The sequence below is a fragment of the Variovorax sp. WDL1 genome, from assembly GCF_001541225.1.
Taxonomy (GTDB): domain Bacteria; phylum Pseudomonadota; class Gammaproteobacteria; order Burkholderiales; family Burkholderiaceae_C; genus Variovorax.
The window spans coordinates 1-12,391 of sequence record NZ_LMTS01000317.1; the positions used below are offsets into that span (position 1 = coordinate 1).

Consider the following 12,391-nt stretch of genomic DNA (forward strand, 5'->3'; position numbering starts at 1 on the left):
GGGCGAACTCCCGGCCCCAGCCTCCAACCAACAGCAACGTTCGAAGTCAACCGCCCAGCGCCCTCATCCCCACTCGCCCCCAGAGGGAGACAGCGCAAAGTCAGTGGGTGCGAGGCGCGCCGCTCAAGCTCTCCCCACGCGCCTGCGCCAGCTCCTGCACCGCCACCCCCAACGCCCTGATCCCCGCCGGAATCTGCCCCGCCGCGATCGAAGACAGCCGCAGCCGGAAGAAGGGGCACGGATAGGGCGGCTTCGCAAAGAACACATCCCCCGCCTCGATCAGCACCCCATGGCTGCGCGCCATCAGCGCCAGCTCCGCCGCATCGACCCACGACGGCGCCTGCACCCAGATCGACGCGCCGCCCGAGGGCAGCGTGAACTCGAAGTCCGGCAGATGCTCGCGCAGCGCTTGCGCCGCCAGCGCCAGCCGCTCCTGCATCGCATGGTTGACCCGCCGCGCATGCGACTCGTGGTGCCCCAGCGAGAGGAACAACGCATACGCATGCTGCAGGAAAGCGCTGGGATGCCGCACCATCGCATGCCGGATCACCCGCAGCTCCTTGATCAGCGCGCGCGGTGCGACGATGAAGCCCAGCCGCAGCGCGGGCGACAGGCTCTTGGACACCGAGCCCACGTAGATCACGCGCCCCGTCTTGTCCAGGCTCTTGAGCGCGGGCATCGGCGTGCCCTCGTAGAGGTTCTCGGCCTCGTAGTCGTCCTCGATGATCACGAAGTCCTGCAGCTCGGCCTTGCGCAGCAGCCACTGGCGCCGCTCCAGGCTCAGCGTGGCGGTGGTGGGGCTCTGGTGCGACGGCGTGCAGAACAGGTAGTCGGCGGCCGGCAGCGCATCGACCACCAGGCCTTCCTCGTCGACGCCGATCTCCACCCACTTCGGGTTGCGCATCGCGAAGCTGTTGCGCGCATGCGGATGGCCCGGCTCCTCCAGCCCGACGCGGGTGTGCTCGTCGAACAGCGCCTCGGCCAGCAGGTAGCAGGCGTGCTGGGCGCCGAGCGTGACGAGGATCTCCTCCTTCAGCGCGAACACGCCGCGCCGGGGCAGGAGGCGCGTGCGGATCTGCTCGATCAGGTCGGGCACGTCGTCGGTCTCGAAGTCCGGCGTCCAGTGCGGCAGCTGCGAGCGCGCCAGGCTGCGCGCGCAGCATTCGCGGAAGTCCTCGGTGGGAAACAGCTGCGGGTCGTAGGTGCCGTAGACGAAAGGGTACGGGTAGTCGCGCCAGCGGTCGGGCTTGGAGAGCGTGGGCCGGTCCACCTGCGAGCGCAGCACCCGCGCCGCCCATTCGGGCGGCTGCCCCGACTGGCCGCTGCGGCCCACCAGCGGCTCGGCCAGCTCGGCCGTGAGCGGCCGCGCGTTGTGCGCGACGAAGACGCCGCTGCGCGGGCGCGCCTCCAGGAAGCCCTCGTCCATCAATTGCAGGTAGGCCGAGGTCACGGTGTTGCGGCTCAGGCCCAGCAGCGTTGCGAGCTCGCGCGACGAGGGCAGCGGCGCGCCGGGGGTCAGCCGGTCCTCCAGGATGGCCTGCACCACGGCGGCGCGCAGGCGCCCCTGCAGCGGCAGGCCGGGTTGCTCGGGCAGCGCGAAAAGCTGCGCCCACTGGATCGATCGGGGATTCGCCATGGTGCGCAAAGTTTAGGCCGATCGGCCGACTGGCTCGGTCGAATCCCCGCATCTGGCCCTATCGCTGCGCGCGCCGGCTCTCTACGCTTGCGCTCATCGACAAGACAGGAGTTCCGCGTGACCGCAGCAGCATCGCCCGCCCCCGTGACCATCGCCACCCTGGAGGCGTTCAGCGAGGCCTGGAACCGCCACGACATCGAGGCCCTGATGAGCTTCATGCACGAGGACTGCGTGTTCCAGACCGCCGCCGGCCCGGAGGCCTGCGGCACCCGACACAGCGGCACCGCAGCGGTGCGCAAGGCCTTCGCCGCGGCCTGGGAGACGGTGCCCGATGCGCAGTGGCGCAACGGCCGGCATTTCGTGGCCGGCGACTTCGGCACCTCGCAATGGACCTTCACCGGCACCGCGGCCGACGGCAGCCGCATCGAGACCGACGGCATCGATGTCTTCAGCTTCAAGGACGGCAAGATCGCGCTCAAGAACGTGTTCCGCAAGACGCGGCCCAACCTGCCCGCGGCGAAGTAGCAGCTCCTGGATCAAGGAAACGCCATGACGACCACCGCAGGCACCGCGCAGTTCTCGACCGGCGGCCGGGCCGCGCCCGCGGCCAAGCCCTACGACCCGCGCTACGACCCCCTGGTGGCACCCGACCCGGGCGCCGGCCGCGCCTACGCGCCCACCTGGTGGGTGGCCAGCGCGGGCACGCCGCCCGAGGACGACGGGCCGGTGCTGCGCGATATCGATGTGGACGTGGCCATCATCGGCTCCGGTGCGACCGGCATGTCCACCGCCCTCTACCTGGCGCAGGAGCACGGCATCCAGGCGACAGTACTGGAAGCCAACCAGGCCTCCTGGGGCTGCTCCAGCCGCAGCGGCGGCCAGGGCCAGAACGCCAGCGGCCGGCTCAAGCGCTCGCAGTGGATCCAGCGCTGGGGCCTGGACACGGCCCGGCGCCTCGATGCCGAGATCCGCGCCGGCTTCGAGAACTTCAGGCACCTGACGACGCAGATCGACTGCGACGCCTACGACGGCGGCCATCTCTACCTGGCCCACCGGCCGGAGAAGCTCGCCGGCCTCGAGGCCGAGGCGCGCCTGATGCGCGAGCAGTTCGGCTACGACACGCGCATGCTCAGCGCCGAGGAAGTGCGGCGCGACTTCTGCGACGAGCGGGAGGCCGTGGGCGCGCTCTTCGAGTCGGAGGGCGTGGGCATCCATCCGCTCAAGTTCACCTTCGGGCTGATGCGCAAGGCGCGCGCGCTGGGCGTGAAGGTCCATACGTCGAGCCCGGTGCAGGGCTGGCAGACCATCGACGGCGTGCACCACCTGCGCACCCCCGGCGGCACCGTGCGCGCGCGGCGCGTGGCGGTGTGCACCGGCGGCTACACCGGGCAGGCGCTCTCGCCGCTGCTCAAGAACAAGATCATGCCGATCCTGTCGAACTCGGTGGTCACGCGCCCGCTGACCGAGGCCGAGCTCCAGGCCACCAACTTCAAGTCGCTCACCTTCCTGACGGACACGCGCACGCTGCGCTTCTACTACCGCCTGCTCAAGGGCAACCGGCTGCAGCTGGGCAGCCGCAGCTCGGTCAGCGGCGCCGACGCCGAAGACCCGGTGCACCTGAAGCTGCTCACCGACGCGATCGCACGCAAGTTCCCGCCGCTGGCCGGCATCCAGATCGACTATTCGTGGTGGGGCTGGGTCGACGTGAGCCACGACATGATGCCGCGCATCACGCAGCCCGAACCCGACAGGAAGATCTGGTATGCGGTCGGCTATGGCGGCAACGGCGTCTCCTTCTCGACCTGGGCCGGCAAGCGCCTGGCCGAACGCGTGGCCGGGCAGGACGCAGGCCGGGAGGTTTTCGAGCTGCCCATCTACCGCTCGCCGCTGCCCTTCCCCAACGTGCTGGGGCTCGTGGAGTCTCCGGCGTTCGCGCCCTTCAGGCGGATCGGGCAGCGGGTGCTCTACAAGTGGTACTGGCTGCGTGACGAGAAGTAGCCCGGCCGGCCGCGACTAGTAGCGCCGGCTTCGCCGCCTGAGCGCCAACCAGCACAACCCGATCGTGCCGACAAGGATCAGCGCCTTGCGCGCCGCGCCGGCGGGGTTGTGCCGCAGCTCGGCACGCCCGCCCATCTCGGCATAGAGCCGCGGCACGTGGCCGCGCGACAGGTCGTCGACCAGGCCCTCGCCGACATTGACCCGGTCGGCGAAGAGCAGCAGCAGCCAATGCCGCAAGTCGTTCTCGCTGTGCCTGAAAGCCAGCCGGCGCAGGCGGCCGCTCAGCCCGCTGGGAGGCACGGTGCTGCCGAAGATGGACGTGATGCCCGGCCGCTCCGTCGAGTGCAGCACCTCGACATGGCGCTCCTGCTGCTCGGGGTGGTCCCAATGCACCCCTTCCAGGCGAGGCGGACGGCGCTCGCGCGGGTAGGCGGGGCGGTTGGCGTGGTCCAGGTCGGCGCCCCAACCCTGGATATGCGCGTACTTCTCGGGCGTTGTCATGTGGGCTCCTTCGTTCGGCTCAGTGCGGCGCGCCCGGCGGGATCAGCACCGTCTTGATGCAGCCATCGAGCTTGCTGGAGAAGAGGTGGTAGGCGTCGGCCACCTCCTCCAGCGGCATGCGGTGGGTGATGATCTTGTGCGGCTGGATGCGGCCCGCCTGGATATGCTCGATCAGGCGCGGCAGGTGGCGCTTGACGCTCGCCTGGTTCATGCGCAGCGTCAGCCCCTTGTTGATCGCGTTGCCGATCGGCACGAAGTTGAAGGTCGGGCCGTACACGCCGACGATCGACACCACGCCGCCCTTGCGCACCGAGTTGATGGCCCAGTGCAGCACGGTGGCCGCGCCGGCCTGCAGCTTCAGCTTCACGCCGGTGAGCCGCTGCAGGAAGCCGCCCGCGGCCTCGGAGCCCACGCAATCGATGCAGACGTCGGCGCCCAGCCCATCGGTCATCTTCTTGATGTGGATCGCCATGTCGTCCACGCCCAGGAAGTTCAAGGTCTCGCACTGGGCGAAGTTCCTGACGAAGTCCAGCCGGTAGTCGAGGTGGTCGACCACGATCACGCGGCCAGCACCCAGCAACCAGGCGGACTTGGCCGCAAAGATGCCGACCGGCCCCGCGCCGAACACGACCACCGTATCGCCTTCCTCGATCTCCCCCATCTCCGCCGCCTGGTAGCCGGTCGGGAAGGCGTCGGTGAGCATGACGGCGTCTTCCAGCAGGATGTCATCCGGAATGCGGGTGGGGCCCACGTCGGCCATGGGCACGCGCACGTACTCGGCCTGCCCTCCGTCGTACCCGCCGGCGGTGTGCGAATAGCCGTAGATGCCGCCGACAGCGGTGGCCTCGGGGTTCGTGTCATGGCAATTGCTGTAGAGCTCGCGCTGGCAGAAGTAGCAGGTGCCGCAGAAGATGTTGAAAGGCACGAGCACCCGATCGCCCGGCTTGAGGTTGCGCACCGAGCTGCCGACGTCCGCCACGATGCCGATGAATTCATGGCCGAAGGTGCTGCCCACGCGCGTGTCGGGCACGAGCCCGTGGTAGAGGTGGAGGTCCGAACCGCAGATGCAGGAGCGCGTCACCTGCACGATGGCGTCGTTCGGATGCTCGATCACCGGGTCGGGCTTGTGGACGGCCCGGATGCGGTAGGGGCCTCGGTAGTCCATGGCTAGCATCGTGTGTGTCCTTTCGATCCATGCTCTGCTGCAAGGTGGATGACCGGGCCACCGCGCTCGCGTTCGAGGCCCTCGAAGATCGGATAGGTTGGCGGCGTTCGGCGCGTGGTGCGTAGGTGATGGGCGGACTTCGCTGGCGCCGCGCGCCTACAGGGCGTTGCGTGCGCTTGCGCCGGCCGCCCAGCCGCCTCGGCTGCCGCGCCGTCGCCCCAATCCTTCGTCAGTTGAGGCGCAGGATCTTCTTGCACTCCGCCTCGAGTGCGAGGGAGAGCGCACGGCACGCCGGAGCCAGTCGAACGTCACTGCGCGTGTAGAGGCCTGCCGTGAGGAGCGGCAAGGGTTTCGACAGCGGGATCTCCTCCAGCAGGGCTGCGACGGCAGGCTCGTTCAGCATCGGCTTCGCGACGAGCGCAAGCGCGTCGCTCTGGGCGAGTGTCGAGATCTTGATCGCGTGCGAGTCGCACTCTGCCGCCGATCGAGGAATGGACAGCCCCTCGGCCCGGAACGCATGCTCCAGCACCCCGCCCTTGCCCCGGGGGCGCGTCATGATCCACCGGGCCGACCCGAGCTCCTGCAGGCTGCGCGCACTCCGAAGCGGGTGCCCCTTGCGGCCCACCACCGTCAGGCGAAACCGCGCCAATGCCCGGACCGTGAACCCACTGGTGGGCTCATCGTCGAGGCGCAGGCACACCGCAAAGTCGATCGACCCGTCGCGCAACATCGGCAGCAGGGTCTCCTGGGTGCCCTCGATCACCCGCACGATCGTGCCGGGGTGCTCGCGGCCATGGCGCACGAGTACCGGGGGGACGAGCCAGGCACCGATCACGGAAGCAACGCCCACGGTGACCGAGTCCCTCGCGCGCCCGGCGAGCCGCTCCATGTCCTCGCGGGCCTTCTGGACCTCGGCCTGGATGCCGCGAGCGCGTGGAAGCAGGGCTCGCCCGGCTTCGGTCAGGACGATGCCCCGGCTGCTTCGGTGCACCAGGACCACATCGAGGTCCTGTTCCAGCACGCGCAGGCTCTTGGTCACCGAAGGCTGTGACAAGCCCAGGGTTCGGGCGGCGGCGCGGATGCTGCCTGTCTCCGCAATCGCGCACAGGACCTTCAGTTGCCCGAGTTGCATGAGGTGATAGCCAAAGGTTATCCCGGAGAAGCTTCGGCATCTTACGGGCAGGCGGGTCCACATGCTTTACTTCTTCCCAGTTCGAAGAGGAGCGCAACATGAAGAGACTTCTGTACCTTCTGATCGGCCTGCTTGCAGCCGCTGCCGCTGCCGCGCAGACCGGCATGCCTCCCCACATGACGATCATCGTGGGCGGGCCTCCGGGCACGCCGGGCGACATCGTCGCGCGGACCCTCAGCGACCCGCTGGGAAAGGAACTCGGCCAGCCGATCGTGGTCGAGAACCGGCCGGGAGCCGCAGGCAGCATTGCACTTGGCGCGGTCAGCCGCGCCACGGCCGATGGCAACACGCTGGGCACCTTCGCCCTGCAATCCACCGTTGCCGCGCACGCCGTCAAGTCCTTGCCGTACGACACGGCCCGCGACCTGGCGCCGGTCCGGCAGATCTCGACCGTCGCCAACGTCCTGGTCGTGAGGTCGGAAGGAACCGCCGTGGAGTTTGCCGACCTGCTGCGCAGCGACCCGCAGTCCAGGCTGGCCTACGCTTCCGGCGGAACAGGCACGCCTTCACACCTTGCTGCCGAGTTGTTCGCGCAGCAGGTCAAGACACAAATCCGGCACGTTCCCTTCAACGGGCCGATCGCGGCACTCACCGCGCTGGCCGGCGGGCACGTGGATGCGATGTTTGCCACGGCGCCTGCCTCCCTGCCGCTCATCAAGGCTGGAAAGTTGAGGCCGCTGGCGGTGACCTCCCCGCAACGACTGGCGACCTTGCCTGACGTGCCGACCCTGGTCGAGATCGGCTACGCCGACGCCAGCCTGGTCGACTGGCACGGACTGGTCGCGCCCGCGGGGACCCCGCCCGAACGCATCGAACAGATCTCGACCGCGATCGGCAAGGTCCTGGCCGACGAAAGCGTTCGCCAACGCCTGAAGTCGGCTGGGCTGCAACCCGTCGGCGCGTCCGGCCCGTCGGCGTTTCGCAGCTTCGTCGACGGCGAGACCCGCCGTTGGACCGAAGTGCTGCGACGCGGGGGAATCTCGCTTCAGTAGCGCAGCACAGCGGGCCCGGCAGCCCGATGAAGGGAGGTTGCGCGGCCTGCGACCCGGTGGCCAGATTGGGGCGCGTGCGTTTTCATGGTGCACCCCCGGGCAAACCCGAGCCTTCTGGCCCTGCATGTCGCGCCCTGTTGGATCTTCGCCGCGGCACCGCGTACGCCTATCGTCGACCTCGCGGCGGCAACAGCCGCCTCATCTGTCGCATTTCACGAGGTCTCGCATGCCCCAACTCCCGACCACGCGCCGCGCCGCGCTGCTGTCCGCCACCCTGCTCGCCGCCAGCGCGCTCGTCTCCCTGCCTCCTGCCGCCATCGCCGACGAAGCCCCCAAGCGCGGCGGCACGCTGGTGCTGGGCAGCACCCAGATCCCACGGCACCTGAACGGCGCGGTGCAGTCGGGCATCGCGACCGCGGTGCCTTCGACGCAGATCTTCGCGAGCCCGCTGCGCTTCGACGACAAGTGGAATCCGCAGCCCTACCTGGCCGATTCGTGGAAGCTGGCCGAAGACGGCAAGTCGCTCACGCTCAACCTGCGCAAGAACGCCGTGTTCCACGACGGCAAGCCGGTGACTTCGGCCGACGTCGCCTTCTCGATCATGGCGATCAAGGCCAACCATCCCTTCACCACCATGATGGGCCCGGTCGAAAAGGTGGACACCCCCGACCCGCACACCGCCATCATCCGCATGAGCACGCCGCACCCGGCGATCGTGCTTGCGATGTCGCCTGCCCTGTGCCCGATCCTGCCCAAGCACATCTACGGCGATGGGCAGGACCTCAAGAGCCACCCTCGCAACACCACCGACGTGGTCGGCTCGGGCCCTTTCAAGCTCGCCGAGTTCAAGTCGGGCCAGCGCATCGTGATGGAGCGCTTCGACAAGTTCTTCCTGCCGGGCAAGCCCCACCTCGACAAGGTGATCGTCAACATCACGCCCGACATGTCCAGCCTGATGCTGGGCCTGGAGCGCGGCGACATGCAGATGCTGCCGTTCGCCAGCGTGCCCACCGACCTCAAGCGCCTGGCGAACAATCCGCAGATCACGCTCACGCCCAAGGGCTACGAAGGCATCGGCGCGCTGAACTGGCTGGCCTTCAACCTCACGAAGAAGCCGCTGTCCGACGTGCAGGTGCGCAAGGCCATTGCCACCGCGATCGACAAGAACTTCATCACCAAGGCATTGATGGGCGGCTTCGCGACCCCGGCCGACGGCCCGATCGTGGCCAGCAGCCCCTTCGCAGTGACGGACCTGGTGCGCTACCCGGTGGACCTGAAGAAAGCCGCCGCGATGCTGGACGCGGCAGGCTACAAGGCCGGCGAGAACGGCGAGCGCTTCAAGCTCACCATCGACTACCTGCCCGGGGCCGACGACCAGCAGAAGACGGTGGCCGAGTACATCCGCGGCCAGCTCAAGAAGGTCGGCATCGCGGTCGAGGTGCGCGCCTCGGCCGATTTCCCGGCCTGGGCCAAGCGCATGGCCTCGCACGACTTCGACATGTCGATGGACCTGGTGTTCAACTGGGGCGACCCGATCATCGGCGTGCACCGCACCTACCTTTCGACCAACATCAAGCCGGTGGTCTGGACCAACACGCAGTCCTACAGCAACCCGAAGGTGGACGAGCTGCTCAACACCGCCGGCGGCATCATCGACCCGACCAAGCGCAAGGCCTACTACGCCACCTTCGAGAAGATCGTGACGGACGAGCTGCCCATCGTGTTCATCAACCAGGTGCCCTACCACACGGTGGCGAGCAAGAAGCTGGGCAATGTGCCGGCGACCATCTGGGGCCCGATGTCCCCGTACGACGAGGTGTACTTCAAGTAGGCGGGGGCGACGACCATGCCGCGCTACATCGCGTCGCGCCTGTTGCAGGGCCTCGCCCTGGTGCTGGCGGTGGTGATCCTCAACTTCGTGCTGGTGCACGCTGCGCCCGGCGATCCGGTGGAGACCATCGCCGGCGCCAGCGGCGGCATGTCGCCGGAGATGATGGCGCAGCTGCGCACGCAGTACGGGCTCGACCGCCCGCTGCCGGTGCAGCTGGGTGTGTACCTCGGCAAGGTGCTGCAGGGCGACCTCGGCTATTCCTACTTCTTCAACCTGCCCGTCACCGCGCTGATCGCCGAGCGCGTGCCCGCCACGCTGCTGCTGGTGCTCAGCGCGGTGCTGCTGGCCTTCGTGGTCGGCACGGCCCTGGGCGTGCTCTCCTCGCGCAAGCCCAACGGCGCGCTGTCGCAGTTCATCACCGTGCTGTCGATGGTGGGCTTCGCGGCGCCGGTGTTCTGGGTCGGGATCATGCTGGTGATCCTGTTCGCTTCCATCCTGCCCATCCTGCCGGTCTCGGGCATGCGCGCGGCCGACAGTTCGGGCGGCGGCATCGCGGACGTGCTCGACGTGCTGCACCACCTGGTGCTGCCGACGGTCACGCTCGGGCTGGTCTACCTCGCGCAGTACAGCCGGCTGGCGCGCTCCTCCATGCTGGACGTGCTGGGCGCGGACTTCATCCGCACCGCGCGCGCCAAGGGCCTGGCCGAGCGCGTGGTGCTCTACAAGCATGCGCTGCGCAACGCGCTGCTGCCGGTGGTGACGGTGCTCGGCCTGCAGTTCGGCAACGTGCTGGCCGGTGCGATCCTGGTCGAGACGGTGTTCAACTGGCCCGGCCTGGGCCGCCTCGCCTTCGACTCGGTGCTGCGCCGCGACTACCCCACCATCCTCGGCGTGCTGCTGTTCTCTTCCATCGTGGTCGTGGTGATGAACCAGATCACCGACCTGTGCTACCGCCTCATCGATCCGCGGATCAAATCCTCATGAACAAGAGCGCCACGCTGCCCTCTGCAACTGCAGCAATGCCCGCGGCCCGCCCCGCGCTCAAGGTCGAGCATCCCGGCGCCGAGGCGCTGCGCATGTTCCTGCGCAACCCCTCGGCCATCGCCGGCATGGCGATGCTGCTGCTGATCCTGCTGGTCGCGATCGCCGGGCCCTGGGTCTATCCGGCCGATCCCTTCGAGATCCGCTCCGCCCCGCTCACCCCGCCCTTCAGCGAAGACGCCTGGCTGGGCAGCGACTACCTGGGCCGCGACGTACTGACCACACTCGTCTACGGGGGTCGGGCCACCCTGCTCGTGGGCGCGGTGGCGGCGCTGCTGTCGGTCGCCATCGGCATCACGCTGGGCGCCTTCGCCGGGTACTACGGCGGCAGGGTCGATGCCGCGCTGATGCGGGTGACCGAGTTCTTCCAGGTGCTGCCCGCCCTGCTCTTCGCGATGGTGGTGGTGACGCTGTTCTCGCCCTCTCTCGTCACCGTGACGCTGGCCATCGGCATCGTGAGCTGGACCGGCACCGCGCGGCTCACGCGCGCCGAGTTCCTCAAGTTCCGCAGCCTGGAGTTCGTGCGCGCCGAGCGCGCCATCGGCGCCGGCAACGCGCGCATCATCTGGAAGGTGATCCTGCCCAACGCGCTGCCGCCGCTGGTGGTGTCGGCCACGCTGGCGGTGGGCGCGGCCATCCTGTTCGAGGCCGGGCTCTCCTTCCTCGGGCTGGGCGATCCCAACCAGATGAGCTGGGGCCTGATGATCGGATCGAGCCGGCAATACGTGCTGTCGTGCTGGTGGGCGGTGGCCTTCCCGGGCGCGGCCATCTTCCTCACGGTGCTCGCCGTCAGCCTGATCGGCGACGGCCTCAACGATGCACTCAATCCCAAGCTGAGAGAGCGTTGACCATGCCCGCGCCTTCTTCCAACCCGCCCTTGCTGCGTGTGCAGGACCTGCACGTCGAGTTCCGGACCCGCCGCGGCCAGGCCCAGGTGCTCAACGGCGTCGACTTCGAGATCCGCGGCGGCGAGACGCTCTGCGTGGTCGGCGAGTCCGGCTGCGGCAAGAGCATGACCGCGCTGGCCCTGCTGCGCCTGATCCCTTCCCCGCCCGGGCGCATCAGCGGCGGGCGCGTGCTGTTCCAGGACGAGGACCTGCTCAAGGCCGGCGAGGCCCGCATGCGCGAGGTGCGCGGCAACCGCATCTCGATGATCTTCCAGGAGCCGATGACCTCGCTCAACCCGGTGTTCACCGTGGGCGACCAGATCGCCGAGTCGCTGCAGCTGCATGCCGGCATGAACGTGCATGCGGCGCGGATGCGCGCCATCGAGATGCTGCGGCAGGTCGGCATCCCCGCGCCCGAGCGGCGCGTGGACGAGTACCCGCACCAGCTCTCCGGCGGCATGCGCCAGCGCGTGATGATCGCGATGGCCCTGGCCTGCCGGCCCGACATCCTGATCGCCGACGAGCCCACCACCGCGCTCGACGTCACCGTGCAGGCCCAGATCTTCGACCTGCTGCGAGAGCTGCAGCGCGAGAAGGGCACGGCGATCCTGCTCATCACCCACGACATGGGCGCGGTGGCCGAGATGGCCGATCGCGTGATGGTGATGTATGCCGGCCGCGTGATCGAGCAAGGCACCGCAGCGCAGGTGCTGGGCGAGCCGGGGCACCCCTACACCCGCGGCCTGATCGAATGCCTCCCCGAGCTCGGCAGCAGCGCCATCGGCGAGGACCGCGAGGCACTGCCCGAGATCCCCGGCATGGTGCCCTCGATCTGGGAGCTGGGCAGCGGGTGCGCCTTTCGCGAGCGCTGTCCGCATGCGATGGAACGCTGCGCGACCGAGGTGCCGCCGATGTTCGAGCTGCCGAGTGCGTTCGTTCCGCTGCACGCGGCGATGCCGCACGGCGCGGCCTGCTGGCTGCATGCGGCGCCGCAGCCGCACAAGCTGAGGGAGGCGGCGTGAGGGATCTCGGGTGGTCTTGCTCCCTCTCCCTCCGGGAGAGGGTTGGGGTGAGGGCACGCGGCTGTCGATTCGTACGTTGCTGTCGTGTTGAGGCTGGAGCCGGGGCGTCGTCCCGGCAGCCGAGTC

The 12,391-nt window shown here is 68.9% G+C and carries 11 protein-coding genes; 7 read left to right on the plus strand and 4 right to left on the minus strand.

From position 1 onward, the window contains the following. Nucleotides 1-100 precede the first annotated feature (100 nt). Nucleotides 101-1,636, minus strand: coding sequence for a MocR-like pyridoxine biosynthesis transcription factor PdxR (gene pdxR, locus APY03_RS36215; RefSeq protein WP_068685095.1), 1,536 nt, complete (start codon nucleotides 1,634-1,636; stop codon nucleotides 101-103). Between the two features lie 117 nt (nucleotides 1,637-1,753). Between pdxR and APY03_RS36220 the strand changes: the two genes are divergently transcribed. Continuing rightward, on the plus strand, nucleotides 1,754-2,161 hold the full coding sequence (locus APY03_RS36220) for a nuclear transport factor 2 family protein (RefSeq protein WP_068685097.1): 408 nt from the start codon (nucleotides 1,754-1,756) through the stop codon (nucleotides 2,159-2,161). A gap of 24 nt (nucleotides 2,162-2,185) precedes the next feature. Further along, the gene (locus APY03_RS36225) at nucleotides 2,186-3,634 is read left to right on the plus strand and encodes an NAD(P)/FAD-dependent oxidoreductase (protein ID WP_068685099.1); all 1,449 of its coding nucleotides are present in this window, start codon (nucleotides 2,186-2,188) and stop codon (nucleotides 3,632-3,634) included. A gap of 15 nt (nucleotides 3,635-3,649) precedes the next feature. Here the strand turns inward: APY03_RS36225 and APY03_RS36230 are convergent, their stop codons facing one another. From APY03_RS36230 to APY03_RS36240, 3 genes are all read right to left on the minus strand, one after another. Then, nucleotides 3,650-4,135 carry a hypothetical protein gene (locus tag APY03_RS36230; protein WP_068685101.1) on the minus strand — a complete coding sequence of 162 codons (486 nt, stop codon included), beginning with the start codon at nucleotides 4,133-4,135 and terminating at the stop codon, nucleotides 3,650-3,652. A gap of 19 nt (nucleotides 4,136-4,154) precedes the next feature. Next, on the minus strand, nucleotides 4,155-5,309 hold the full coding sequence (locus tag APY03_RS36235; RefSeq protein WP_068685103.1) for a zinc-dependent alcohol dehydrogenase: 1,155 nt from the start codon (nucleotides 5,307-5,309) through the stop codon (nucleotides 4,155-4,157). Between the two features lie 220 nt (nucleotides 5,310-5,529). Then, nucleotides 5,530-6,495 (minus strand): LysR substrate-binding domain-containing protein, encoded by a 966-nt coding sequence (locus APY03_RS36240; RefSeq protein ID WP_083944815.1) that lies wholly within the window; start codon nucleotides 6,493-6,495, stop codon nucleotides 5,530-5,532. A gap of 35 nt (nucleotides 6,496-6,530) precedes the next feature. On the opposite strand from APY03_RS36240, the gene APY03_RS36245 reads away from it, so the two are divergent. The 5 genes from APY03_RS36245 to APY03_RS36265 all read left to right on the plus strand — a co-directional run bounded on the left by APY03_RS36245 (nucleotide 6,531) and on the right by APY03_RS36265 (nucleotide 12,265). Beyond that, nucleotides 6,531-7,484, plus strand: a complete 954-nt coding sequence (locus tag APY03_RS36245) for a Bug family tripartite tricarboxylate transporter substrate binding protein (protein ID WP_068685106.1) — start codon at nucleotides 6,531-6,533, stop codon at nucleotides 7,482-7,484. A gap of 226 nt (nucleotides 7,485-7,710) precedes the next feature. Beyond that, complete coding sequence (locus APY03_RS36250; protein ID WP_068685108.1) at nucleotides 7,711-9,315, plus strand: ABC transporter substrate-binding protein; 1,605 nt, start codon at nucleotides 7,711-7,713, stop codon at nucleotides 9,313-9,315. Between the two features lie 15 nt (nucleotides 9,316-9,330). Continuing rightward, a complete protein-coding gene (locus tag APY03_RS36255) occupies nucleotides 9,331-10,299 on the plus strand; it encodes an ABC transporter permease (protein ID WP_068685110.1) in 969 nt (322 codons plus the stop codon). Next, entirely contained in the window at nucleotides 10,296-11,204 is a 909-nt protein-coding gene (locus APY03_RS36260; RefSeq protein WP_068685112.1) for an ABC transporter permease, read from the plus strand. Before APY03_RS36255 ends, APY03_RS36260 begins: the two co-directional genes overlap by 4 nt. Nucleotides 11,205-11,206: 2 nt before the next feature. Continuing rightward, a complete protein-coding gene (locus APY03_RS36265; protein ID WP_068685114.1) occupies nucleotides 11,207-12,265 on the plus strand; it encodes an ABC transporter ATP-binding protein in 1,059 nt (352 codons plus the stop codon). The last annotated feature ends 126 nt before the right edge of the window (nucleotides 12,266-12,391 follow it).